The 23,273-nt window shown below is 39.1% G+C and carries 25 protein-coding genes and 1 pseudogene; 10 read left to right on the forward strand and 16 right to left on the reverse strand.

Features of this window, described 5'->3' with window-relative positions; translation table 11 throughout:
• The first annotated feature begins 159 nt into the window (after window positions 1-159).
• The gene (locus tag PL9214_RS24665; protein ID WP_245824361.1) at window positions 160-636 is read left to right on the forward strand and encodes a DUF4168 domain-containing protein; all 477 of its coding nucleotides are present in this window, start codon (window positions 160-162) and stop codon (window positions 634-636) included.
• A gap of 81 nt (window positions 637-717) precedes the next feature.
• Window positions 718-1,200, forward strand: coding sequence for a DUF4168 domain-containing protein (locus PL9214_RS24670; RefSeq protein ID WP_072721822.1), 483 nt, complete (start codon window positions 718-720; stop codon window positions 1,198-1,200).
• Window positions 1,201-1,228: 28 nt separating this feature from the next.
• Here PL9214_RS24670 and PL9214_RS24675 read toward each other — a convergent pair whose 3' ends face one another.
• The 3 genes from PL9214_RS24675 to PL9214_RS24685 form a co-directional block, all read right to left on the reverse strand.
• Window positions 1,229-1,639 carry an Npun_F0494 family protein gene (locus PL9214_RS24675; RefSeq protein ID WP_072721824.1) on the reverse strand — a complete coding sequence of 137 codons (411 nt, stop codon included), beginning with the start codon at window positions 1,637-1,639 and terminating at the stop codon, window positions 1,229-1,231.
• Window positions 1,640-1,689: 50 nt separating this feature from the next.
• Complete coding sequence (locus PL9214_RS24680; RefSeq protein WP_072721825.1) at window positions 1,690-1,929, reverse strand: hypothetical protein; 240 nt, start codon at window positions 1,927-1,929, stop codon at window positions 1,690-1,692.
• Between the two features lie 272 nt (window positions 1,930-2,201).
• Window positions 2,202-3,791, reverse strand: coding sequence for a DUF262 domain-containing protein (locus PL9214_RS24685; protein WP_072721827.1), 1,590 nt, complete (start codon window positions 3,789-3,791; stop codon window positions 2,202-2,204).
• Window positions 3,792-4,078: 287 nt separating this feature from the next.
• Between PL9214_RS24685 and PL9214_RS24690 the strand changes: the two genes are divergently transcribed.
• Window positions 4,079-4,288 carry a hypothetical protein gene (locus PL9214_RS24690; protein ID WP_072721829.1) on the forward strand — a complete coding sequence of 70 codons (210 nt, stop codon included), beginning with the start codon at window positions 4,079-4,081 and terminating at the stop codon, window positions 4,286-4,288.
• Window positions 4,285-4,461, forward strand: a pseudogene (locus tag PL9214_RS24695) (type II toxin-antitoxin system RelE family toxin); the annotation flags it as partial. The gene PL9214_RS24690 and the pseudogene PL9214_RS24695, both read left to right, overlap by 4 nt.
• Window positions 4,462-4,463: 2 nt before the next feature.
• Here the strand turns inward: PL9214_RS24695 and PL9214_RS31565 are convergent.
• The 4 genes from PL9214_RS31565 to PL9214_RS24715 all read right to left on the reverse strand — a co-directional run bounded on the left by PL9214_RS31565 (window position 4,464) and on the right by PL9214_RS24715 (window position 5,635).
• Window positions 4,464-4,697 (reverse strand): DUF5615 family PIN-like protein, encoded by a 234-nt coding sequence (locus PL9214_RS31565; RefSeq protein ID WP_072721831.1) that lies wholly within the window; start codon window positions 4,695-4,697, stop codon window positions 4,464-4,466.
• Entirely contained in the window at window positions 4,694-4,927 is a 234-nt protein-coding gene (locus tag PL9214_RS24705; RefSeq protein WP_072721833.1) for a DUF433 domain-containing protein, read from the reverse strand. The genes PL9214_RS31565 and PL9214_RS24705 overlap by 4 nt, the downstream gene beginning before the upstream one ends.
• 101 nt (window positions 4,928-5,028) lie before the next feature.
• On the reverse strand, window positions 5,029-5,436 hold the full coding sequence (vapC, locus tag PL9214_RS24710) for a type II toxin-antitoxin system VapC family toxin (protein ID WP_072721835.1): 408 nt from the start codon (window positions 5,434-5,436) through the stop codon (window positions 5,029-5,031).
• Window positions 5,423-5,635 carry a type II toxin-antitoxin system VapB family antitoxin gene (locus PL9214_RS24715; RefSeq protein ID WP_072721837.1) on the reverse strand — a complete coding sequence of 71 codons (213 nt, stop codon included), beginning with the start codon at window positions 5,633-5,635 and terminating at the stop codon, window positions 5,423-5,425. The genes vapC and PL9214_RS24715 overlap by 14 nt, the downstream gene beginning before the upstream one ends.
• A 174-nt stretch (window positions 5,636-5,809) precedes the next feature.
• Between PL9214_RS24715 and PL9214_RS24720 the strand changes: the two genes are divergently transcribed.
• Both PL9214_RS24720 and PL9214_RS24725 read left to right on the forward strand, forming a co-directional pair.
• Window positions 5,810-6,247 carry a peroxiredoxin gene (locus PL9214_RS24720; RefSeq protein ID WP_072721839.1) on the forward strand — a complete coding sequence of 146 codons (438 nt, stop codon included), beginning with the start codon at window positions 5,810-5,812 and terminating at the stop codon, window positions 6,245-6,247.
• 111 nt (window positions 6,248-6,358) lie between these two features.
• On the forward strand, window positions 6,359-8,998 hold the full coding sequence (locus tag PL9214_RS24725) for a C39 family peptidase (protein WP_072721841.1): 2,640 nt from the start codon (window positions 6,359-6,361) through the stop codon (window positions 8,996-8,998).
• Between the two features lie 54 nt (window positions 8,999-9,052).
• On the opposite strand, the gene PL9214_RS24730 is transcribed toward PL9214_RS24725, so the two are convergent.
• From PL9214_RS24730 to queG, 6 genes are all read right to left on the reverse strand, one after another.
• Window positions 9,053-11,320, reverse strand: a complete 2,268-nt coding sequence (locus PL9214_RS24730; protein WP_072721843.1) for an amylo-alpha-1,6-glucosidase — start codon at window positions 11,318-11,320, stop codon at window positions 9,053-9,055.
• A 333-nt stretch (window positions 11,321-11,653) separates the two neighbouring features.
• The gene (locus tag PL9214_RS24735; RefSeq protein ID WP_083580174.1) at window positions 11,654-13,078 is read right to left on the reverse strand and encodes a glycosyltransferase family 4 protein; all 1,425 of its coding nucleotides are present in this window, start codon (window positions 13,076-13,078) and stop codon (window positions 11,654-11,656) included.
• A 139-nt stretch (window positions 13,079-13,217) separates the two neighbouring features.
• Window positions 13,218-14,288, reverse strand: a complete 1,071-nt coding sequence (locus PL9214_RS24740; protein WP_072721845.1) for a glycosyltransferase family 4 protein — start codon at window positions 14,286-14,288, stop codon at window positions 13,218-13,220.
• Between the two features lie 668 nt (window positions 14,289-14,956).
• A complete protein-coding gene (locus PL9214_RS24745; RefSeq protein WP_072721847.1) occupies window positions 14,957-15,400 on the reverse strand; it encodes a hypothetical protein in 444 nt (147 codons plus the stop codon).
• A 67-nt stretch (window positions 15,401-15,467) separates the two neighbouring features.
• Window positions 15,468-16,226 (reverse strand): ZIP family metal transporter, encoded by a 759-nt coding sequence (locus PL9214_RS24750; protein ID WP_072721849.1) that lies wholly within the window; start codon window positions 16,224-16,226, stop codon window positions 15,468-15,470.
• 113 nt (window positions 16,227-16,339) lie between these two features.
• The gene (gene queG / locus PL9214_RS24755) at window positions 16,340-17,257 is read right to left on the reverse strand and encodes a tRNA epoxyqueuosine(34) reductase QueG (protein WP_072721851.1); all 918 of its coding nucleotides are present in this window, start codon (window positions 17,255-17,257) and stop codon (window positions 16,340-16,342) included.
• 223 nt (window positions 17,258-17,480) lie between these two features.
• Here queG and PL9214_RS24760 point away from each other — a divergent pair, with 223 nt between their 5' ends.
• Window positions 17,481-17,897 carry a nuclear transport factor 2 family protein gene (locus PL9214_RS24760; RefSeq protein ID WP_072721853.1) on the forward strand — a complete coding sequence of 139 codons (417 nt, stop codon included), beginning with the start codon at window positions 17,481-17,483 and terminating at the stop codon, window positions 17,895-17,897.
• Between the two features lie 94 nt (window positions 17,898-17,991).
• Here PL9214_RS24760 and PL9214_RS24765 read toward each other — a convergent pair whose 3' ends face one another.
• The 3 genes from PL9214_RS24765 to PL9214_RS24775 form a co-directional block, all read right to left on the reverse strand.
• Window positions 17,992-18,423, reverse strand: a complete 432-nt coding sequence (locus tag PL9214_RS24765) for an ATP-binding protein (protein WP_072721854.1) — start codon at window positions 18,421-18,423, stop codon at window positions 17,992-17,994.
• A complete protein-coding gene (locus PL9214_RS24770; protein WP_072721856.1) occupies window positions 18,413-20,107 on the reverse strand; it encodes a SpoIIE family protein phosphatase in 1,695 nt (564 codons plus the stop codon). The genes PL9214_RS24765 and PL9214_RS24770 overlap by 11 nt, the downstream gene beginning before the upstream one ends.
• 352 nt (window positions 20,108-20,459) lie before the next feature.
• Complete coding sequence (locus PL9214_RS24775) at window positions 20,460-21,827, reverse strand: helix-turn-helix domain-containing protein (RefSeq protein ID WP_072721857.1); 1,368 nt, start codon at window positions 21,825-21,827, stop codon at window positions 20,460-20,462.
• A 230-nt stretch (window positions 21,828-22,057) separates the two neighbouring features.
• On the opposite strand from PL9214_RS24775, the gene PL9214_RS24780 reads away from it, so the two are divergent.
• From PL9214_RS24780 to PL9214_RS24790, 3 genes are read left to right on the forward strand one after another with little or no spacing between them, the layout of a single operon-like run.
• The gene (locus PL9214_RS24780; RefSeq protein WP_072721859.1) at window positions 22,058-22,489 is read left to right on the forward strand and encodes a hypothetical protein; all 432 of its coding nucleotides are present in this window, start codon (window positions 22,058-22,060) and stop codon (window positions 22,487-22,489) included.
• Window positions 22,490-22,508: 19 nt separating this feature from the next.
• Window positions 22,509-22,787: a hypothetical protein gene (locus tag PL9214_RS24785; protein WP_139295150.1), complete on the forward strand. Its 279-nt coding sequence runs from the start codon at window positions 22,509-22,511 to the stop codon at window positions 22,785-22,787.
• 26 nt (window positions 22,788-22,813) lie between these two features.
• Window positions 22,814-23,221 carry a hypothetical protein gene (locus PL9214_RS24790; protein ID WP_072721862.1) on the forward strand — a complete coding sequence of 136 codons (408 nt, stop codon included), beginning with the start codon at window positions 22,814-22,816 and terminating at the stop codon, window positions 23,219-23,221.
• Window positions 23,222-23,273 lie beyond the last annotated feature (52 nt).

The raw sequence follows: 23,273 nt of genomic DNA on the forward strand, positions 1-23,273 counted from the left end.
ACTTGTGATTGGTGTTCAAATTCTTCACTGAAGCATTTTTAAGTTTTGGATGAGGAACTTCTTAGGCATAAAATAATTCAAGACAACTAAGCACTTTCACGGTTCCCTTTGGTATCAGAAGATCTCGATATGATGGATTTCTTGCGTTCCTTGCGATTTATGCGTCCGCACCGATTACTCGCTCAGAGCCTAATGCTGGGGCTGTTCTCCAGTGGTGCTATTGTATTGGGGATTGTCCCCGATGTATCAAGCTCAACGGCTTCTCGGTTCAATACCGTTGTTCAGGCGCAACAATCCCCAGAATTTAGCGAAACAGAAATTCGCAACTATGCTCGTGCTGTTTTAGGGATTGAACCCAGACGTCAAACCGCTTATAACGAAATTCAAGGGATTGTTGGAGCCGGAAAATCTATCCCCCCTGTCGTTTGTAATGAAACTCAAACCATTAATCGGCTGGATAAAGCAGTTCGAGATATTGCGGTGAATTACTGTACTCAAGCTAAGTCGATTATCGAAACCAACGAGTTAACCATTGGTCGGTTTAACGAAATTACCCAACGTCAGCAAGCTGACCCGGCTTTGCAAAAACGCATTCAATCGGAACTCCAGAACCTACAAAACTCTTCTGGAACTTAAGGAAAGTAGACCTCACTCCGAGATAAGTTTCATGTTCTGTTACCAGCAGAACCCTTTGAGTTGATATATTCTGAACTACTTATGAAAACTACATTTCCCATTGGTCAATTTCTATCCAAATCTTTAACCGTTGCTGTTCTATCCGCTTGTGGTGGTTTCCTGGGATGGAGTCAAACCCCCTCCCAACCCATTCCCTATCTCAGTTGGGGTTCTGCGGCTCAAGCCCAGGAGAGCTTTAATTATAGTGAAGAAAATATTAGGAATTATGCCCGGGCTGCGTTGGCTTTAGAATCCCGGCGTCATGAAGTAGCGAATGAAATCAAAAAAATTGTTGGGGATGTTCCCCGGATTATTTGTGATCAACCCACCAGTTTTACAGCGTTACCCGGAAATGCACCCAAACTGGCGGTGAGTTACTGCGACCAAGCTAAACAGATTATTGAGTCTAAGGGCTTAACAGTTTCTCTGTTCAATGAGATGACCCGTCAACAACAAAATAACCCTTCTTTTAGACAACGGATTCAAGCGGAAATTTTACAGTTATTACAATCGGGTGGAAAATAATGTTTAACAGGCAAGATGCCTGTTCCACTTAAACTGGAAATCTTAACCAACGATTGAGAGTATTGATCGAGCGATCGCACAATGAAGGCTGAGGAATCCCTTGATTTTGGCTTTCCCATTGGTCAATTAATTTCCGTCCCAAGGGCGTTAGGCGAAAACTATCTGTAATTCCCTGACCATCAACTTCTCGACGCAGAACCCCCACTTGTATCAGCCAAAGTAACGCATTTTCGGCTGTCCCTTCCGTTAAGGCGGTGGAAGTATAGGCAGAATTGACCCCAGACTGTCCTGCAATTCCATTCAGACCGACACTGCTCAACCGCATGGTTGTAAACAGTTGCAGTTGAAACGGAGAACACCGGATCGCTCGTTCAGCCCGTTTGAGAGTGGGTTCAGAATATTGGATTGAAGACTTCCCCGGAGAGTCCAAAACAGTCATAACACTTGAATGGGATAACGTTCTTTTTGTACTGTATCCCATCATAGGGGTTAACGCTGAAAGAATTGATAGCGATATAATACCGTTTCCCCTTGATCGGGAATCCAAGCCACCCATTCATCCTCAGTCAGTTGACATAAAAGCAACGCTTCATCATGGCTGTAGGGATTGGGTTGTTGCCAAAGTTTTACCCAGGTTGAGGGTTCAAATTCTGGCGGACAGGGATATCCCACAATCGGTTGCCATTGCGGTTGAATCTCTGTATCCGCTTGTTTGAGATTAAGTTTCATCGTTCCTTGTCCCTCATCAAACGTTGCTCTTTATGTTCTAGTTGTCTCAACTTGACAACTCAAATTATTTCTGTATCCAGAGTTACATAATTTCAAGTTTAACATCAAAAACTGTTGCAGAACTTAACGTTTGAATGTGGCGTTAGGAATAAATTCTTATAATGGTTTACCCTTCGTTAGTTTGGGGAAGATAACCCATGATCGATCTCCACTCTCCCCCATCTCAAAGAAGGATGTATCAGTAGACAGCTAGACTACAAGAACTTTATAAACTAAACAATTTGGGATAGTTCTTTTGCTTTTTGAAGCAACAATTCAGATCTTAACGTTAGAAAGCTCTCATAGTCATCATCCTCGAACACATTGGCAGGACAGAAATGCGTTGCTATTATTTCATCAAAAGTTTTAGTGTCAGTAGGCATTAGAAGACGGTATTTGCTAGGTGGTAAATTTTTTATTTTATTATTGTCCGTTCGGCTAAGTAATGAAAAGTTTGCCAAACAATTTATTTGGTTATCTTTATACTTGTTCAGTCCTTCCAAGTAATCTTTTGGAAAAATATGATGAAATTCATTTCGATTACCTAGGGATAAAACCTTTTGTAAAGATACATTTGTCCCTTGAATCAAGTTTAATGGTTTTCCTTGTGCTAAAAGAAGAATAAATGTACCTGTTGCAACTGAAGACATTCGGAAGGAGCTATTGAGAAAGAAGCTAGTATCTAAGGATACGTCAAAGTCTCCAAGTGTATGAGGTTTGCCTGCCTTAAAGTTTTGGACTTCTGCCAAATCTATATCTGTACTCTTAGCTCCTCCCCTTGCATATCTTTGAGAAAAGCACGCACGCCAAAACCATTTCTTGATAACTTCGTTTTTCTCTTGAGAGACCGGAGGGGGTTGCTTCTGTGACGAAGCAAAAAATGAAGTTAAAACAGCTAATATGTTTTCCATTGGTAAAAGCTTAAGAGAGAAAACATTTAGCTCAGTTTTCAAAAAGTCAATAGACAGGGATATGCCTCTGCGGATTTCTTCAAATTTGTCTCGTACTGCACTACCAGGAAGTTCCATAAAACCTTCTGGATTAACACTATTCATTACTACCGCAGAGCAGCATTTGAGAAGTAAATCAGAGCCTACCTCTTTGAAGCCGAATGGTTCCAATTCTTCAGCAACTTCTCTAAACTTCTCTTGTAAATCAAAATCTTCACTCCAGTTCCAAACAGATAAAAGCTGCAAAGTATCTAATTCAACCCCTTGCCTATTAATCCTCTCAAAAACGGTGGCAACGTATTTCGGTTCTTCACTTTCAAATCGTTCTACAGGAATTCTAGCTTTGGTAAATCTGTCTACTAGCTCGTCTATCTGTTGTGCTAGATTCTCATCTAAATTTCTAGTAGCTTTTCTATAGTTAGGAGAGTCGAAAACATACTTGAGCGGAAAAAATTTTGTTGCATCATAATTTGTAGAATCTTTCAAATATTGAAAGGGAACGGATTCTTCACTATTTAGTTCAAAGAACAGATTAGTCCAATCAGTATTTTCGCTATCTCCAGCAGTAAGATAATTTTGAAATATACCAAAAATAGACGTTATTCTCTGCTGCCCATCAAGCACATAATCTATTGGATATTCCAAATCATTCTCAGGAAGTTTATAAGGCCCTAGATTCCTTTCAGTTCGTAAACAATTTCTAGTTCTCCAAATCAATACAGAACCAAAAGGAAACCCTTTATAAATACTGTCTATAAAGAGGGAAACCCGCTCCGACTTCCAAACAAAACCCCGTTGAAAAGACGGAATTCTAATCCTTCCCCTCTGTACATCATTGATTAAATCTTTAATAAAGTAGTAAGTTTCAGCCATAGAGAGTTAATTTGAAGCTATGTGTATAATTACAGCATAGTGATATCCCAATGGTCAACCTTGCCCAACTTTCCCAACTCACCACAACCAACATTCACCACACCCTCCAACTCTTCTACAGCGACGGTAGCAAATTGGATAACCGCGATAATCCCGCCACCGATATCTACCTACAATGTGTCCCAAAAAACACCACTGTCCCAAATCCACAGAAGGCACACCCCGGAATATTTTAGAAGCTTGAAGCCATAATTAAGCTAGAATATAAGTAACCTCAAAAAAAAGCCATGACTGAAATTACCTTAGACGAAACTAAACTCAAAGAATTGCTCAAAACAGCTATTTTTGAGTTAGTGCAAGAAGAAAAAGAAGTATTTTCTGAACTTGTTGCTGAAGTCCTCCAAGATATCGGAATGGAAAATGCGATTAAAGAAGGCGAAAATACTGAAGTCGTCAGCCGCGAGGAAATTTTCAAAATTCTGCAAAGAAAACCATGAATATTGAATTTAGAAAGAGTTTTGAAAAAGATTTAATCGAGATCCTTGATCCCAACTTATTGCCTAGAATTCAGGAAGTGATCGAACGGGTTGAGCAAGCAGAAAAATTGAGTGAAGTTAGCAATCTAAAAAAACTAAAAGGTGAGGCAGGCTACTATCGCATTCGAGTTGGGGATTACCGAATCGGTATCAAATTTAACGATAGTGTTGTGTCTTTCATCAGGGTATTGCAGAAGTCACTGTCTTTCGTCATAATCACAACATTTTCGGATCGTGCTGCTTCAAAAATTTCCAGATCTTGAGCATCCCGAAGTTCTAAATCTCGCAATGCACTCGCTTCTAACCCAAAGGTTTCTGTTAGCCAATTTGCCAGTGTGGGCGGCAGTTGAGCATCGATCCAAATCTTCATGCTGTTAGTCTAGGAAAATCAGTGCGTCGTGCGGCAAACAGCAAACAAGCTTGAATATCTGCTAATTCCAAATCCGGGAAGTCTTCTAAAATTTCAGTAATGCTAACATTTTCCGCCAACATTTCTAAAATATCAGTGACTCGAATTCGCATCCCTCGAATACAAGGACGACCACCACATTGACCTGGAGTTTGAGTAATACGGTTTAGCAAGCCAGTCGTTAAATTCATAACAAGTTTTTATGCTTAATTGTTTATTTCATTCTCTAATTAATTATGGCATAGCATCACCCCGACCTACTTATATTAGAGACGTGAAGTTATAACAATCTTTAATTATTTTCAGGTCGAAAGCGCAAACAATTGAGCGATCGCACCCTCTGAATTGTTTCAAAATCGCGATCGTTATGAACTAGAGTGAGTTGATGTTTGATCGCTAATTGGGCAATGCAGCAGTCGATACTACTTCTAACCGTTAACCCCTGTCGTTGTAAATCGTAATAAATTCGGGCAGCAGCAACCCAAGTATCGGCAGTAGCCTCGATATAGTCTTGATCTTGAAGATAAGTTTCTAATAGCGTCCACTCGCGATCGTCTCGGCAACCTTGCAAAAGTTCCATCTGAGTAAATCGACTCAAAAAAATACTTTTATTGTTAATTATTGCTTCGAGGGATTGACGTACTGCACCTGTGCGATCACGGAAAACACTTATCCAAACAGAAGTATCAATCAGAAACATTTCGGTTTGACCGCAAAGCTTTGTAGTCGTAGTCTGTTGAAAATTGAATTTGTCCGCTCAAATCTAGCAAATTCCGCTTTTTGCGGTTACGGATTAATTCTTGTAAAGCCAATTCAATCAGTTCTTTTTCTGTTTTTAACTGGGTTAACTGCAAGGCTTCCTTAACCAGTTCTTCGTTAATTTCAACATTAGTTATCATGGTTAATAGCTAATTAAGTTCTTTAATAATTATGCCCTATATCTTCATCAACTAGAATGGTAATGCTTGCCATCGTCCTAATTCATCCTTTTTTCTTCAGATTGTCCAAAATGTCTTAAAATAACTTAATAGAGTCAACATCAAGTTCAATCTCATTGAGGAGGACGAAATACAATGCCTTTAGCAGTTGGGACAGATGCCCCTAACTTTACCGTCAAAGACACGAATGGGAATACCGTTTCTTTGTCTGACTTTGCAGGCAAAACCGTTGTCATGTATTTCTATCCTAAAGATGATACCCCCGGTTGCACCAAACAAGCGTGCAGTTTCCGCGATAACTATACAGCCTATCAAGGAAAAAATATCGCTGTCTTAGGGGTCAGCATTGATGATGAAACCTCCCACCAACAATTTACTGAGAAATATAGTTTACCCTTCCCTTTATTAGCCGATACGGACAAAGCAATTACCACAGCCTATGACGTAGATGGTGGTGGTTATGCGAAACGGGTAACTTATGTCATTGATGGCAGTGGTAAAATTATCCACGTTGATGCAGCCGTCAATACTGCAAACCACGCTCAAGATATTTTAGCAGTTCTGGGCGCTTAATTGTCATCAAAATTATCCGTATTTTTGAGCGTGCCGCCCGTAGAATTTTCTGGGGCGGTTTTTTACTGATTTTAACCCTTTATTCATTTCTATTAACAGCGAGTTGTAAACATGGTAACGTATCTCGGCCCAAAAGACATTCTGATTGATCAACCTGTTGTTTTAGTGGGAACCTATAACCCTCAACAATGCCAAACAATTTCTGTTATGGCAGAAGATAAATATCCTCTGACCGTCGATTTTAATCCTCAAGCGGGGATTTGGTCAGTGAGTCTGGAAAATGGATTTAATACGGCTGGAAAACGCTGGTTGAGATTGCAAGGAAAAGCTGATCAAAATAATATTATTGGAGATCAAGTCATTGATTTTACAGTCAATCAAGAAGGGATTAATACCCGATTTAATTATACCATTATTCCTCAACAAGATACTTTATTAAAAGTTAAACCCATTGATTCTTCTCAATTAAATGAACAACAAAAACAATCCCTAAAATTAGGGGAGAGTTTAGTTGTAGATACAATAGAATTGGTCAATGATCATTTAAAACTCGAACTGAATAGCCCCTTACCTAACTTAGGGAAATTTGTTTATGTTTATCAACGCCATGTTGTGGTTACTAAAGGAGCAAAGTTATTATGGTTTAATCAAAGTCAACTCCCAGATCATATTCCGGGAAGTCAACTATTGTGGGTAACACAAACAACCTCTCTCAAATTGAAACCCGATGATTTGTCTCAGTTAGCATCGAATCAATATATTGAAATACCTCAAGGTAGCACCTATACGGTGTTGGGATATGCCTGTATCGCCGATCATTTTCGGGTGACTCTCAATCAAGAATTTCCAGGTTTTGGTAAATCAGGATATGTCTATCGCTATCATGCTCAACTGTTAGAAAAAGGTCAAGAAATCCCTTTTGATAATAATGCGATAACCTGCACAATTGTTAATACAACCCCGTTAAAAAAACGTCCCGTAGATTCTGCTTACCTAAATGCCTCCGATAAAATTACCCTCCCGGCGGGAATGGTTTATGGGGTACAAAGCTATACCTTAGAAGACGGTCATATTAAAGTCGCTTTCACCGAGAATTTTCCTAATTTTGGGAATACGGGTTATTTGTATCCCGATTTTATCTTCCTGAGTCGTGGAAGTGTTTCTTTAACCTCCAATAAAACCTTAACTTATCAGGGGCTAACGGAAGTTTTAGTCAATACTCCTGTGGTTTTAAAAGGAACTTTTGATCCCAAAACCACTGCTAAAATTACTTTATTTGCTGAAGATCGCTATGGCTTTGATGTAAGTTTAGATTGGCAGGAAAGTACCTGGAATTGTCAATTTAACAAAGGATTTAGTGATGCGGGATATCGGTGGTTACGGTTAAAAGCACTGGACTCTCAAGACAATGTTACCGCCAGTCAAGTGATTAATATTACGGTTAGTGAAAATGCCATGACCGTCGGAGAAGCTCTAACCTTAGAAATCCTTGAAGATACGTTATTTAAAATTGTTCCCTTTGATTCAGCGTCCTTAAATCAACAACAAAAAGTAGCGGTAAAAGCGGGTCAAACCTTTAAAGTTTTGAAATATGGTTTAGTGGATGGTCATCTTAAAGTTGTTTTAGAAAATACCATTCCGCCAATTGGTAACTTTGGTTATTTGTATACCGATTATGTCAGATTAAAAAAAGGATCAGAAGTATTTCGTTTTGATATTGAGGACGTTCCTGATACCGATGTTAATGCTCAAATGTTGGTATTACAAACAACTAAAATCAAAGCAAAACCCGTTGATTCTTCTTATTTAGATCCTCAACAATTTGAAGAATTATTATTAGGACAAACCTTTACCATTAAAGGGTATGCCTGCATAAAAGGACATTTTCGCGTTACTTTAGCCCAATCGATTCCCGGTTTTGGTACAGTGGGTTATGTGTATTGGCAGCACGTTAAATTGATTCGAGATGGTCAAGAAATCGGTTATGATCCTGATGCAATTACCCTGACAGTTTTAGAAAAAACAATCTTGAAAAAACAGGCGATTGATTCTAGCAAATTGCAAGACTCTGAGCGTACAACTTTACCCTTGGGACGGGTTTATGGGGTGAAAAGTTATGCTTTGGAAAATAACCATATTAAGGTTTCTCTCTTGGAAGAATTGCCGAATTTTGGAAATACGGGTTATATTTTTCCCCAGTATGTGAAATTCAAACGGGGAGGACGAGTCTTTAACCCTTTACCCCCTCAATTAGAGTTAAATGTTCCTTATTTTTCTCAACGAGATAATCCCCGTTTTTATTGGTCTACTTGTAACGTTACTTCTATTGCTATGGTGATGTATTATTACGGTGTGCGACCGAAATGGGGCGGACAATTAGAAGATGAATTATTGCAATGGTGTTTTAATTATGGGGGGACAGGTTCTCAAACCGATCATAATGTATTATCAGCTTTAATTCGCGCCTATGGATTTAAAACCAGTTTTAGCACCACTCGATATTGGTCTGATTTGAAAAATGAATTAATTAATCGTCGTCCGGTTGTAATTGGCGTAGATACGACTCCATCGGGTCATATTATCACCGTCATTGGCTATAATAATCAGGGATATATTGTTAATGATCCTTGGGGAGATGCCTACACTGGATATTCTAATACTGAGGGTCGAAGAATTATTTATTCCTCTGGTTATATGAATCAAGTTGCAGGGCCAGATGGTTCAATTTGGGCGCATTTTATTGAGCCTTAATTTAACGATGAAACAGTGGTGCGTTTGCTTAATAGCTTACGCACCCGAAAAAGATTAAGCTTCTATAACAACTCGCAGATTTCCACGTTTTTTAAGAACTCGACAGGCGGTGGCATTTTCATCTTTATCTCGTTCAAATTCTAAATCAATCACCGTTGAACCAATTTTTAAGTTACGAACGGAGATATGATTAATGGATTCAGGTAACGAAGGGTCAATAATTCTTAAGTGATTACTCGACGCATCAGGAACTAAATTCATCATCATTTGTAACAGTTGAAAAATGCTGCCACTCGCCCAAGCTTGGGGTGAACAAGCAACGGGATATTTAACCGGGGCACTACCTTCAATACGAGGAAAACCACAGAATAATTCCGGGGGTCGTTGTAAGGGTTGTTGCATCGTCATATCAAATAACCCTTGGGCGACTTCAAAAGCTTGATCAATAAATCCAATCGAGCGCAATCCTAATGCAATTAAACTATTATCATGGGGCCAAACTGAACCCGTATGATATCCCATCGGATTATAAGCCGGAGAAAGACTGCTGAGGGTACGAATTCCCCACCCACTAAACATATCCGGTGCGAGTAATCTTTCTGCTACACTTTTGGCATTTTCTGGGGTTAAAATTCCTAATTGTAAACAGTGACCGGGGTTAGAACTAATACTATCAACGGGTTGTCCCTCTCCATCTAACGCTAAGGCACAAAAATCCAAATCTTTGACCCAAAAATCTCGATTAAACCGCATTTTCAGTTGTCGAGCTTCTTCTTGCCAACGGTCGGCTAAATCAATCCGTTTTCGCATTTTAGCGATTTCTGCCATTCGCACTTTAGCCGCATAAACATAGGCTTGAACTTCACATAAGGCAATGGGGGCAACCGCCAGAGTTCCATCCCGTTTAACAATACAATCTCCTGAATCTTTCCACCCTTGATTAACTAACCCTCTGGAGGATTTACGGAAATAACAAAGGTAGCCATTTTCTTGACATTTAGCATCAATCCAATCCATCGCCGCCCGTGCATTCGGCCATAATTTTTCTAGGGTTTCGGTGTCCTGTGTCCAGGCAAAATATTCGGCATATAACATTAACCAAAGGGGTGTTGCATCAACAGTTCCATAATAAGGAGTGTGAGGAACTTCTTGACATCTTGCCATTTCTCCCATCCGCAATTCATGGAGAATTTTTCCCGGTTCTTCATCTCGCCAATCGTCATAGGTTTGACCTTGATATTGAGCTAATATCGTTAAGGTAGACCGGGCAATTTCTGGGTCAAGAATTAAGGTTTGAGAGGCGGTGATAATGGAATCTCGACCAAATAAACAGGAAAACCAAGGAACTCCGGCTGAGACGCCTTTTTCTTTTCCAAAGGTTTGACGTAATAAATAAATATCTTGTTCTGCTTGCTGAATAACCCGATTAAATTCCCGATTATTCGAGCGAATTCGGGTAACGGATGTCCACCATTGTTGTTCTTCCATTAATTCTGCGGCTTTAGCTTGCACTAAGGTTAATGGAGCATGAACGGCAGAAGTCGGGCGATTATTGGTTAACATTTGTAACCTATAGCCAATAATTTGAGTTTCATGGGAGGCTAAATTTAAGTGCCAGATAGCCGTATTATCTTTAATGAAATTGGGTTGTAGATGCACAAATAAAATCCGAGATTCCATGAAACTTCCATCAAGTCCTTGATACCCCAAATTAATTTCTTGATGTTTGTCTTCTCCTTTGAGCGTGGGGACTTCAAGGTCTTCATTATCAAAGGATTTGGGTTGTTCAATTTGACGTTTAAAAGGTCGTCCTTGTTGGTCTCGATGGAAACCTCGAATTTCAAATAAATCGACAAAATCCGAACCAAAGCTGAGACTGATTTCAAATTCAGCCGGAGAGGTGCTATAATTAGTTATCTTGATTTCTTCAAATAAGCCCCCATTTAAGACAATTTCTCGTTCTACTCCAATGGTTTCGGCGGGAAGTTGCTCGTTAATTTTAGGATTAGCACATAATACCGATAAGGCAAATCCTTTTTGAGCATCGCTACTCAGAAGAATAGGAGCTTGTCCGCTAATTTGTAACTCTAATCGAGACAAAAAACGGGTATCATGACAAAATAATCCTAAACTCGCTTGACGGTCATCGGCTAAAAACCGCGTAATATTTCCCAAGGTGTCCGTAATTAAAAATAAATCGTCATCTTTGAGGGTTAAGGTGGGTTGAGGTCGCTCATTAACGACACAAGGCCATTCCGATATGGGTAATTCCTCAGCAGGGATAAATACTCTGCCGTCAAATTCGATTTTTTCTGAGATCATGACTAAATTACTGTGACTGTTACTGGAAAAAATGACAATAAATTTCCCTCAAATCCTAGAAATAGGAGATTTTAGGCAGGTGGAATTGAAGAATATCTTTTAATCTGCCTTTTTTAAGTATAAAACCGTTTTTTTGAAATGTATGTAAAATTTTGATAAAGAAAAAATTTTATTTTTTCTGAATGCTATATTTTTTTAAAACAACTGGAAACAGAAGAGCTTTATTGAAAATCTCAAATAGCCTGAATCAAGGTTTTATTCTTCCTTAAAAACTATAACTCCCCAACTCTCTTGATTCAGAAGGAAAGGGGAGTCATGAATATTTCTCAGTCTTTAAGACACTTTGCGAGTAGTTGCTGTTGCTGAAATGGCAGCCACTTCAGAACTAATAACAGAACGAGATACAGGTAACAATCGTTCATCCATAATGGATTCTGCTAAAATCCGGCGATATAAATCACTCAAACGAATCGCAACGCCAGACCAACTGAAGTTTTCACTGACACGAACTGAAGCTTGTTTTCTCAGTTTTTGCGTCCAAATATCATCAGTTAAAATCCGGTTAATCGCATCAGCAAACCCGTTAATATCTTGAGGAGAAACTAATAACCCGGTTTCTTCAGGAATAACCGTAAATTTCAATCCTCCCACATTAGATGCAATCACCGGAGTTCCGCAAGCCATCGCTTCAATCGCAACTAATCCAAACGGTTCATAGTGACTGGGAACAACGCACACATCCGCCGCCGCATAATACAACGGTAAAATATCATGACTTAATTGCCCCGGAAAATAGGTTTGTTCTGTTAACCCTAATTCATTGATAATGGTTTCAATGCGTTGCCGTTCTTGACCATCACTTTTATTTGGGTCAGACCCTCCCGCAATAATTAATTTAAAGGGTTCGTTTTGGGTCATTTGATATTGATGACAGGCGCGAACTAAGGTTTCAATGCCTTTGCGAAGGTCAAAGCGTCCGACATATAAAATAATCGGTTCGTGGGGGTCTAATCCTAATTTTAGCCGCGCTTCTGGTTTAGAAATAACGTGGAAATTTTCTAAATTTGTACCACAAGGAATCACAGAAATATGACCCTTTTGGGAAACCGTATGACGCAGAACTTCTTCTTCTTGGGGACTGGTAGCAATAACCGTATTGGATTGTTCTAAAATTTGTTGTTCAATGGTTAACCGCGTCTCTGCAATTCTGGGACGGTTAGAAACCGCTTGATATTTGACCTGTCCTAAAGAATGATAGGTATGAATTAACTGAACGTTATGGTGTTTTTTCAGTTGTAGTCCCACCCAAGCGGATAACCAATAGTTAGTATGAACTAGGGGATAATTTGTACCTTCTTTCGCTTGAAACTTTTGAAACGCAGTCACAAATTCAGGTAAATATTCAAACAATTCATCACGGGGAATATATTCTAATGGCCCGGCGGTGAGGCGAATGGTTCGACAATGGGGAGAATGCTGGACAATGGTGGGTTGGTCGGGGTGAATTTTGCGGGTGAACATATCCACCTGCCAACCGAGTTTGGCTAAGGCTTCACCGACTTGACGAACGTATACATTTTGACCTCCCGCTTCTTCTCGACCAATATCAACATCCGGGTCGCCATGAACAGAAATTAAGGCAATGGGCTGTCGATTTCGACCTGCTAAACGAGGAGAAATAGCAGTTGATTTTTTATGAGTAGTTCCTGGCGAAGTATGGAAAGTAGATGTTTTCACCGTTTGATTTAAGGGGTTCATAGATAAATCCAGATTGTATGAAAGTTTATTCTACCAGCGATGAGTAAACAACCCTAAGATTGTTTTCAGGTTGAACGTTTTGGACTCGCTGAAAAATAAGTGATGACAATAATAGGCCGTTAACGCTGCATATTCAAGATTAAGCTGCGGTTAAACTCTTGAGTTTTCCGTTTTGGCTGAACCGTTCAGCAATGAGTTTTTGATAAACCGCTTCATAACCATCTGCCATGCGTTTAGCACTAAAGTTGTCAATGACATATTGACGGCATTTTGCCCGATTAATCAGTTTAACTTTTTCTAAAGCTGCCACACATTCATCGACGGTTTTACACAAATATCCTGAAATTCCAGGGGCAATTACTTCAGGAGTTGAACCCATTTTCATCCCAATGACTGGGGTTCCCGTTGCCATGGATTCTACCATCACTAACCCAAAAGGTTCTCGCCAAGTAATCGGGAATAAGGTGGCAAAGGCATTCCCCATTAACACACTCTTTTGAGCATGATTGGCTTCCCCTAAAAATTGAATTTGGTTGTCATCAATTTGGGGTTTCACTAAAGTATCAAAGTAGTCTTGGTCAACGGCATCGATTTTTCCTGCCATTTTTAAAAGTAATCCAAATTTTTTAGCAATTTCAATCGCTAAATGGGGGCCTTTCTCCGGGGACATTCTGCCTAAAAAGGCTAAATAGGGAGGGTTTTGATAGTGGGGATAAAATTGATAGGTGTTAGTATCAATCCCATTATAAACAGTGGCAACATAGTTTAATTTTAGTCGTGGTTCCCGTTGATCATTGGAAATACTAACATAGGGTTGCTGACGGGCATGGAAAAACATTTTTTCATTGTCGGGTGTGAATATCCCATGCAGAGTTGTCACCGTTGGAGTTTTAACTAAATGGGTGAAAGGTAAGGCTGCACAGCCAACGTGGGAGTGAATAATATCAAATTCAGAAGCTCGTTCATACACCTGAGCTAACTGCAACATATCATAAAGTCCCGGTTCTTTAACATTCGGATCTGAGCGTAAAGAACGGGGACAAACGGATTCTAATTCAGCAAGAGTGATCGAGTCTCCTGATGCAAATAAGGTGACTTCGTGACCTCGTTTGACTAATTCATCCGTTAACAATCCTACAACTAATTCTGTACCGCCATAAGCTGGGGGAGGGACTCTTTCCCATAACGGGGCAATTTGTGCAATTCTCATGAAAACCTCCTGTTTTTATTCGACATCTTGAGATAAAATAGACACTGGATGATATCTCAAACATTAATGTTGAGCCAGCCCTACTTATCTGAAGTTTTAATAAGATATTAGTGATTTTGTAAATACTGCTAAGGTAGTGAAAACCGATCTAAAATCAGTACGGCATCCTCTACTAAGCGTTAGGTAAGCTTTGATAATTTTATTCAGCAGGCTGATTGTAGGTCATCTTCTTTTCGGGAGATAAATATCTGACTTTGGGGAAATATTCTTATCAATAGATAGGCTTTGGAGCTAAAAATAAATTCTTTATAAGCGGAAAATTTAAAAAGTGGCTGTATATCTGGGAATACGTTGATTAAATTTGATACAAAATTATTTTTAATCGGCTAAGATTCAAGGACTATTTTATTTTAAAAATAAAAAATACACAGATTGAAAATCAAAAGAATAGCGATCGCCTTTTCTATCAAGAAGCGATCGCTATTAAGATGCTTTCTACATCAACAGGGATTCAGATGTAAATCCCCTGATCTCATAACCGTATTTTCCGCAACTTTATTGTATTAAAAGCTACTTAAAACTTGTTCTTTCTATTCCCTATTCCCTATTCCCTATTTTATTGTCCCCTCTGTTCCCTGTTCCCTGTTCCCTGTTCCCTGTTCCCTCTTCTAAGAGCGTTGTTGCTCATAAAATTGCAATACCTTCTGGGTGTAAGTTGCCGTTTGACCTTGGTTATATTGATTCGGGTCGCCCGTCATCCACCAAGCCGCAGCACGACGAATAGCAATCGCTTCATTATTCTGACTTTTGGGATATTCTTCTTTCAACACATCCCCCATCACACAGCCTAACACCTGTTTAGCCTTTGTCTGGTCTGCTTCAAATTGAGCCGGGGTCATTTCCTCACCGATACAAAGTTTTGACCACCGGGGAATATTCTCTGGTTTAATTTGCCACGCTGAATACAATCCATCATTCGGCGTTCCCGTCTGGGGTGCAGCTAAACGTAACGCCTCAACTAATGCTTGTACCTGCGTATTAGAAACTTGAGCAAAAACCGGAACTGTCCAAACTAAGAGCAGTCCAGCGATTAATTCCCATTTCAATTTCATGGTTAACTCTCCTGCACCTGATGGGCCACTGGTAGTTATAGCTTATTCCTCAAAATTTGGCCAAGATTCATCCGCCTAACTTACTGAGGATAAAAGCAGCCAAAAATCCCAATACCGTAATTAATCCTGCAAAATCATGGGTTTGCTCAAAGGCTTCGGGAATCATTGTGTCCGAAAGCATGGCTAAAATAGCCCCCGCAGCTATAGCCGTTGTAGCCGCAATCACCTCTACCGAAAAGTGGCTGAACAGCGTATAACCTGAAAAGGATGCTATTCCCGACAGTAAAGCAATACCGCCCCAAATCCCAAAAATGTAGCGAATTGACCGTCCGGCTTGTTTCATCCCTGCCGCACTCGAAAGTCCTTCGGGAATATTGGACAGAAAGACAGCCGCAACCGTAACCCAACTCACGGCTCCCCCTTCGATTAAACTGATTCCAATCACAATCGATTCTGGAATACCATCTAGGAGTGCTCCTAAAGCAATAGCCAGTCCACTCCCACTATTCTCCTCTTCTTTGGCTTGCTGCTGACCTGAACGTTTGCGATGTTTCGCCCCTTGATGGCTTAAATACCAGTTCGCTACCGTATAAACCACTGCACCCCCGACAAATCCGATGGCGGTGGAGTCAAAACCCCCCCGTTTATAAGCTTCGTCCATTAATTCAAAGGATAGGGCAGAAATTAAAACACCCGCACCAAAAGCCATAACCGCAGCAATGGCACGTTGTGAAATTTTGGCATAGTAACCAATGGTGGCTCCAACAATTAAAGCAGAACCACTCACCAAACCCCAAAAACCGGCTTGTAACCCTATAGGAAACACAGGCTATTTTCACCTAATCGTTTTTGAATTTTTGCACAGAATTACTCCTATGAAAATGAATCGGGGATAAAATTGCTATATCTCAAAGGGTATAAATTAAAATATTGAATTTCTTAAAACTCCAAATTAGCCCTAGCATTGCGTCGCCACATTTGAGGTTTAATTCGTCGTAACGCAGAAGCACGAAAGCGTTGATCCCATTCTTCCTCTGAAAGTTCTGCTAATTCTGATAATTTAGGAGCAAGATTTTCAGGATAGGGTTGAAATTCGATAACGTTCGTTTCCTGAGCAAAGCGTTGATTCCAAGGGCAAACCTCTTGACAAATATCACACCCTGCGACCCAGCCGTTTAACTGTTTGCTAATATTTTCGGGTAAGGTTTCAGCCCGATTTTCAATAGTATGATAGGCAATACAACGATTGGCATCAACAACAAAAGGTTGAGTAATAGCCTGAGTTGGACAAGCTTCTAAACATCGGGTACAAGTGCCACAATGTTGAGTATGGGGAGTATCGGGAGTTAACGTTAAATTGGTTAAAATTTCCCCTAAAAATACCCAAGACCCATAGTCTCTGGTAATTACATTACTATTTTTTGCAATCCATCCAATACCCGCTTGTTGTGCCCAAACTTTATCTTGAATCGGCCCAGTATCGGCATAATATCGCGCTTGAATTCCTGCTTCTTGTTGTTGTAACCAGTCGCAAAAAATTTTCAGCTTTTTATGCAGTACCCGATGATAATCTCGTCCCCTGGCATAGCGAGAAATTTTAGCAAATTCCTGTCCTTCAGGATATTGTTGAGGCGTATAATAATTCAACGCTACACAAATAACAGACTGAACCTCTGGCATTAATTGACGAATATCTTGGCGTTTAGGATTATTCATCCAAGCCATATCCGCAGCATACCCTTGATTTAACCAATTTTGTAACCGTTGGTTATTATCCTGCATATCCGAAATAGCAGCAATCCCAACTTTATGAAATCCCAAGATTAAGGCTTTTTGCTTGATTTGTTCTGAATCCATTTTTTAGTTATCAGTTATCAGTTATCAGTTATCAGTTATCAGTAGAGACGTGCCATGGCACGTCTGTACCAGTTATCAGTTATCAGTCTAAGAGTTAAGGGTTAATCAACTGATGACTGATCAGGGATACTCATACTATAGATAGATTTTTAGCGTATAGGAAAATTTAGGACTCTCTAAAATTTATAATTTAGAAAAATTTTAGGGTTTGGGATTTGTAAAAATGACAACAACACCCTTAGAGTGTCAATTTAAACTTTCTATTGATAACGTTAATGCGATCGCTGTATATCGTTATTTTGAAAGCTTTAATGATGAAGATTTTGCAACAACGGCATCTTTATTTATTCCCAATGGAAAACTATATGCACCCTTTACAGAATTAATTACAGGTCAAGAGGCGATTCAAAATTATCTGGAAACGGAAGCCAAGGGGATGAAATTAAGACCCCAAAGCGGTAATAGCCAATTCTTAGAAAATGGTCAACAAGTTGTGCAGGTCTTTGGAATTGTCAAAACATCCCTATTTAGCATTAATGTAGGATGGCAATTCCTCTTAACTGAACAAGAAGAAATTGAAGAAGTAATTGTTAAACTATTAGCTTCAGCGCTAGAATTATTAAAAATCAGTAATCATTAAAGAGGATTAACAATTAATTTATAACTGATAACTGGTACAGACGTGCCATGGCACGTCTCTACTGATAACTGATAACTGATAACTGATAACTGATTTAAGATTTTGCAGCTTTATCGGGTAAACTAGCCTCTAATTTTAAACAATTACGACCATCCACTTGTAAACAATAATCGACCCGATCCATTAATCGATTCATAATTAACCAACCATAACCACTTTCTTGTTTATCTTCAGGTTTAGGAGGATTATAATTATCCACTTCATAGCCTGTACCGTGATCCCAAATTTCTAAAGAAATATCTCGATCTTTAAATTCTAAACGAACCATTACAGGAAGATCGGGTTTATTGCGGTGAGCATGACGGATGACGTTGGAGTAAGCTTCTGCGAGGACGAGGCGAAACCGATTGGATTGACGGGGCCAATCTACGTGCTCTCCTAGCTCCACTTCCAAACTGCTCAATAACCAGTTTTCAACAATTGTTAAAAACCTAATATCGCTTGGCACTTGAAGCTCAGTTTTCATCAGTCAACAAAACCTCCAGAGAGAGTATAGTTTGATCATCTTCCTGAACGGGATTATGTTCGCGGATAGCCGCTAATAAACCATCTAAATTTAGCTGTTCTTGTTGTTGGAGTAACTTCCAAAGTCCCTCCTGTTGCAACATTGATCGAATGGCGGGGCTACCATCCGTTGTTTCCTGCACCACTGTGGCTTCAGTAATACCATCACTGGTCACTAAGAAGACCTCCCCAGGATTAATCGTGAAACTGTCTCCTTTGCCTCTCCAGACAGGCAGAATTCCCAACGGAATGCCACGAGTCTTGAGAAACGTCGGTTCAACCTGCACCGATGAAGGAGTGCGATTTGCCCCTTCCCTAATGGCTTGATGTGACCAGACTAAGGGATAAATATGTCCAGCATTGGCATAGGCGAGATGCCCCGTAGACGGGGTGTAACGAGCCAAAACCATTGTAATAAAGTGATTATTACTGACTAAATCATCCGATAAAATACTATTAAGATTTTGCATGACTTGATCGGGTTCAGGGGAATTTTCCTGAGACAGTTCCCGACGCATCACCGAAATCGCACTCGCCATAAATAATGCGGCTGGAACCCCTTTACCAGAGACATCTCCCAAGGCCACCCAAATATCTCCTTGAGGATGAATAAAGACTTCAAAGAAATCTCCCCCCACTTCCCGCGCGGGATGACAACAAGCTTGTACCCGAAAGGTGTCAAACTCTGGCCAACTTTGACGCAAAAGATTATTTTGAATTTGGCTGGCGACTTTAAGTTCATTCCGCATTTGTTCGGCTAACTCTACCGTGCGTTGATAGAGTTTGGCTTGAGACAACGCTAAAGACGCTTGTTCAGAAACCACCTCCAACAGTTGAATATCATCTTCTGACCAAGGAGAAAGGCTGTTGTCTTGATACAAAGCTAAAATTGCCAGTAAATCATGCTGATAGGTCAGGGGTAAAATAATTTCAGTGATGGTATTGGTACTGTTTTGTCCTTGTTGAATTTGAGTTTCTCGACTTTCTAATACCCCTTGCATGGGGATTTCCAGTTGAGATAACCAACTTTGGACAGTCTCTCCTTCTCCGCCAAAAGAAAAGGTTTGAACCGAAAGTTTCCCCTCTTCTACGGAACGAATACAGCAGCCTGTTGCATTAAAAGTTTCTCCCAATGTCCGAACAATCGTCTGTAGCATACTGGAGTAGTCCAGGGACTCTCGCAGGGCACTAACAACATCGTTATAGAGAGATTCCCGACGCAGAGCGCGCCGCAGAGCATTGGTTCGTTGTTTGAAGAATTTGTAAGTTTCCGAAGCCTGTTGAATAACAGACTTGAGTTCTTCGGGATTCCAAGGTTTGGTGATGTATTTGAAAACTTGACCAGAGTTAATCGCTTCCACCAGGTCTTCAACATCCGTATATCCGGTTAACAGAATCCGAATGGTGTCTGGGAAACGTTCAACGGTTTTGCCGAGAAATTCGGTTCCGTTCATTTCTGGCATCCGTTGATCAGAAATAATCACCGCCATTTCACCCTCGTCGTCGAGAATTTGCAGAGCTTTGAGGGCACTGTCGGCCTTGAACACTTGGAAGTCCCGGCGAAATGTCCGAAACAACAAATCTAAGTTGTCTGGTTCGTCATCGACGACCATGAGTTTCAGCTTTCGACCATCTCCCCGACTCATGCGATTCCCTACTCCCAGATGAACAGATCAGGTATTATCCATCTTACCGCCTCTATTATCCAGGGTTCTAATAAAAATCGTGAAAAAATACTGAATTCTTGCGCTGTAGGGGGTTGAGCCATTTGTAGAACAGGCATCTTGCCTGTTAAATGGGATGTGGGGGATGCGATCGCACAACCTTCAAGAAACCGGGTTTCTAATTAAGATTAGTCGCCTCAAATCGAACTTTGTTGAGAAACCCGGTTTCTGACCCCTTAGAGAATGCGATCGCACAACCTTCAAGAAACCGGGTTTCTAATTAAGATTAGTTGCATCAAATCAAACTTTGTTGAGAAACCCGGTTTCTGATCCATTAGTTTTGTTGATGACAGCAAACTTTAATATATTGTTGGATAACAGGAGATACGCTAAATAAAATCTGATCTGATTGAATAATTTTGATTAAATACCGTTTGTTCAAAGAGTCTAACCCATTAATCAAATCTATTGACGATAACGATAAACGTTCTCTTAACTGTTCTCTGGATACCGGGTGATTATCCTGACTGATTTCTATGAGAATTTCTTGCTCAATTAAAGATAATCGCTCAAAGATTGGGTTTAAACGGGATTTAATACTTTCTGTTATGATTAAACTATTTTCTGTTAAAAAGTCAGAGAGTTTACCGCCAAATATTCCTTTAATTAAACTTGCAATATCTTTTAAATAAGCGGGATTTCCTTCATACAATTCAATCAGATTTGACCAATTCTCCTGATCTGGTAAACCATAGTTTCTGAGAATTTCAATATCCTGTAACCCGTCCAACTCCAAACACTGAACGGGATATAATTCCTGATCTAAAGATATCATTTCTTGGCATTTTTCCTGACTGATTAAAATTAAACTGCTTTTGTGTTCAGTTTCAGTGATCATTGTAAAAAAGTTTTGGTAATCTCGATATTCACTTTGATAGTGTCCAGCAAATTGCCCTTTAATCAATAATTCCTGTACGTCATCGAGGATGATTAAACATTTTTTATCACGAAAAAAATTTAAAATTTGAGTTAATTTATTGTCAGCTAACACAGAATCAGGATTAATACTTGTTAAAAGTTCAGTCAGAATATGATCTAAAGATGGGGAGAGTTTGATATTTTTCCAGATAATAATATCAAAGGATTGTAAGTTCAGGTCAACAAATTGTTTAACTAGGGTGGTTTTACCAATACCACTTAAGCCTAAAACTGAGATTAGACGAGTATTTTGATCAATTAACCACTGGGATAGGGTGTTCAGTTCGGTAGTGCGATCGTAAAAATAGGTTATTTTAGGAGCTATTGTTAAATCGTGATTAAATTGATTAGAAGAATTTTGCTCAGAATTTTTAGTTGAATCTTGAGGATTATTAGAACAAAGACTAATATGGCTGTTAATTAATCCTAAAACTTGCTGAGATGAATTAGATAAATTAAATGAATTACTGCATCTTTCTATTGTCCAACAGAAATTAGACTTATTCACCTTTTCTCCTAACTGTTTAGACAAAATATTATATAGTTCACGGCTAACATTGCCGATATGATTTTCACTATTATACTTTAACTCACTTGCTATTTCGCTATAGCTTTGATCTTGCCAAAGTCCTCGAACTACATTTTTTTGTAAGTTATTGAGGTGCTTTCCTGTTTGCTGAAAAGCCAACTCATCAACCATTTTTAACACTTCTGTAACATTCATAGAAGCTAGGTATAGGGAAGCTTTCAGGTATTATAACTTAGTTTTGGATTAAATGATCAAGGGTTTTCAAGGGTTTTTAAGGATTTCTTGTAATATTTTTTTACACAAGGTAGAAGAAAATCGAGTTTTTTCAGTTGTAAGTATCAGGCACAACAATTTAATATATAGAAATCCTAATAGAGAAAGAATCAAAGAGAACTAAGAATAAAACTTATTGAGAGGTTAATAGGATGACACCGAGAGAAGAACTTACTAATCGGATACATCGTGATGTAAACGAATATCAAGAATCAGCCCGTGAACGCTTCAAAGAACTTTGGGAGCAAGAACTGATATCAGAAGCACATTTACATCAGCTTTATATAGATGCAAAAATGATAGGTCAAGCTGTTAGAGATGCTCTAAGTTCTCATCAAAACTATCCAGAAGAGGTAACAGAAATCTATGTGTATAGCTTATTTGATAAGTATAAAGAATCTTTTGAGACTAAATTCGATAAAATTAAGAAGTTAAAAGCAAAAAAAGAACGAAGAAAGTCGGTGTTAATTAATACAATAAATGATTTAAAATCAATGTTTAAAATGCCACTTAAGTCCGCGCCAGAGAATCAAGGCTTAAAAATAGAGGAAGAGGAAAATCAAAGTGGTAAAATTCTGCATTAGTTTTCTAGCTATCATTGTTATGATTTGGCCAGCACAATTTTTTTTAAAGGGGTTGGCTCACTTTATTCGCAATAATTTTGATAGTGTACCTTGGATCTCTATGATTGTCAAATTTGACATAAGTAGAATCAAGATAAAATCTGGTTATGCTAATTCTGAAGAAATTAGGATGGCAGTGATTGCTCCAGTCATTGTTGCAGGCTGTCTAAGCATGATACTTCTACCTAAATTTATAGGTCATATTTTGATTACAGTCGCTGTAATTTCTGTCTTGGCATCTACCATAGAAAAGCAATAGTTTTTTTTATCACGGAGAGGTTTTTTATGAATATTCCAAACAATTCTAGTATTACTGTAGCTGGCAAAAGAGTTCCTGTTGTATTTCAAGATGGCAACGGAAGGGCAATTGTACCAGGAAATGTAGAGCGAGATATTGTTCTTAGTCTTATTGGTAGTGTTTTGGCAAGTCCAGTAACTGGGTTAATTGTTGTTATTGGGAGTGGATTTCGTGAAATTCAATCAGCTTTTGCAGGAATTAGTGATGAAATTCAAAGTGAAGTATCCAGAATTAACAATCAAGGTAAATTAGATAGAATGAATGATGTTTTTCATCGTTTTGGTTCTGAAATAGATAAGTTACAGTATACCAGCTATCCTGATGAAGTAAAAGAGATGTATAAAGAAGCTTTACTTAGAAATATGAAAGTGGCGTTAGATAAAGATTCGTTCTAAATTTTCATGTTATTTTTTTTAGTTCGGCTAAATTATCTTGTTAACATCGTGC

The organism is Planktothrix tepida PCC 9214, assembly GCF_900009145.1.
In the GTDB taxonomy this organism is placed as follows: Bacteria; Cyanobacteriota; Cyanobacteriia; order Cyanobacteriales; family Microcoleaceae; genus Planktothrix; species Planktothrix tepida.

What these genes read in the sequence shown, in the direction of transcription:
- PL9214_RS24665 (WP_245824361.1), top strand. Translation starts at nt 160, where the DNA reads ATGCGTCCGCACCGATTACTCGCTCAGAGCCTAATGCTGGGGCTGTTC.
- PL9214_RS24670 (WP_072721822.1), top strand. Translation starts at nt 718, where the DNA reads ATGAAAACTACATTTCCCATTGGTCAATTTCTATCCAAATCTTTAACC.
- PL9214_RS24675 (WP_072721824.1), bottom strand. Translation starts at nt 1,639, where the DNA reads ATGACTGTTTTGGACTCTCCGGGGAAGTCTTCAATCCAATATTCTGAA.
- PL9214_RS24680 (WP_072721825.1), bottom strand. Translation starts at nt 1,929, where the DNA reads ATGAAACTTAATCTCAAACAAGCGGATACAGAGATTCAACCGCAATGG.
- PL9214_RS24685 (WP_072721827.1), bottom strand. Translation starts at nt 3,791, where the DNA reads ATGGCTGAAACTTACTACTTTATTAAAGATTTAATCAATGATGTACAG.
- PL9214_RS24690 (WP_072721829.1), top strand. Translation starts at nt 4,079, where the DNA reads ATGACTGAAATTACCTTAGACGAAACTAAACTCAAAGAATTGCTCAAA.
- PL9214_RS31565 (WP_072721831.1), bottom strand. Translation starts at nt 4,697, where the DNA reads ATGAAGATTTGGATCGATGCTCAACTGCCGCCCACACTGGCAAATTGG.
- PL9214_RS24705 (WP_072721833.1), bottom strand. Translation starts at nt 4,927, where the DNA reads ATGAATTTAACGACTGGCTTGCTAAACCGTATTACTCAAACTCCAGGT.
- vapC (WP_072721835.1), bottom strand. Translation starts at nt 5,436, where the DNA reads ATGTTTCTGATTGATACTTCTGTTTGGATAAGTGTTTTCCGTGATCGC.
- PL9214_RS24715 (WP_072721837.1), bottom strand. Translation starts at nt 5,635, where the DNA reads ATGATAACTAATGTTGAAATTAACGAAGAACTGGTTAAGGAAGCCTTG.
- PL9214_RS24720 (WP_072721839.1), top strand. Translation starts at nt 5,810, where the DNA reads ATGCCTTTAGCAGTTGGGACAGATGCCCCTAACTTTACCGTCAAAGAC.
- PL9214_RS24725 (WP_072721841.1), top strand. Translation starts at nt 6,359, where the DNA reads ATGGTAACGTATCTCGGCCCAAAAGACATTCTGATTGATCAACCTGTT.
- PL9214_RS24730 (WP_072721843.1), bottom strand. Translation starts at nt 11,320, where the DNA reads ATGATCTCAGAAAAAATCGAATTTGACGGCAGAGTATTTATCCCTGCT.
- PL9214_RS24735 (WP_083580174.1), bottom strand. Translation starts at nt 13,078, where the DNA reads ATGAACCCCTTAAATCAAACGGTGAAAACATCTACTTTCCATACTTCG.
- PL9214_RS24740 (WP_072721845.1), bottom strand. Translation starts at nt 14,288, where the DNA reads ATGAGAATTGCACAAATTGCCCCGTTATGGGAAAGAGTCCCTCCCCCA.
- PL9214_RS24745 (WP_072721847.1), bottom strand. Translation starts at nt 15,400, where the DNA reads ATGAAATTGAAATGGGAATTAATCGCTGGACTGCTCTTAGTTTGGACA.
- queG (WP_072721851.1), bottom strand. Translation starts at nt 17,257, where the DNA reads ATGGATTCAGAACAAATCAAGCAAAAAGCCTTAATCTTGGGATTTCAT.
- PL9214_RS24760 (WP_072721853.1), top strand. Translation starts at nt 17,481, where the DNA reads ATGACAACAACACCCTTAGAGTGTCAATTTAAACTTTCTATTGATAAC.
- PL9214_RS24765 (WP_072721854.1), bottom strand. Translation starts at nt 18,423, where the DNA reads ATGAAAACTGAGCTTCAAGTGCCAAGCGATATTAGGTTTTTAACAATT.
- PL9214_RS24770 (WP_072721856.1), bottom strand. Translation starts at nt 20,107, where the DNA reads ATGAGTCGGGGAGATGGTCGAAAGCTGAAACTCATGGTCGTCGATGAC.
- PL9214_RS24775 (WP_072721857.1), bottom strand. Translation starts at nt 21,827, where the DNA reads ATGAATGTTACAGAAGTGTTAAAAATGGTTGATGAGTTGGCTTTTCAG.
- PL9214_RS24780 (WP_072721859.1), top strand. Translation starts at nt 22,058, where the DNA reads ATGACACCGAGAGAAGAACTTACTAATCGGATACATCGTGATGTAAAC.
- PL9214_RS24785 (WP_139295150.1), top strand. Translation starts at nt 22,509, where the DNA reads ATGATTTGGCCAGCACAATTTTTTTTAAAGGGGTTGGCTCACTTTATT.
- PL9214_RS24790 (WP_072721862.1), top strand. Translation starts at nt 22,814, where the DNA reads ATGAATATTCCAAACAATTCTAGTATTACTGTAGCTGGCAAAAGAGTT.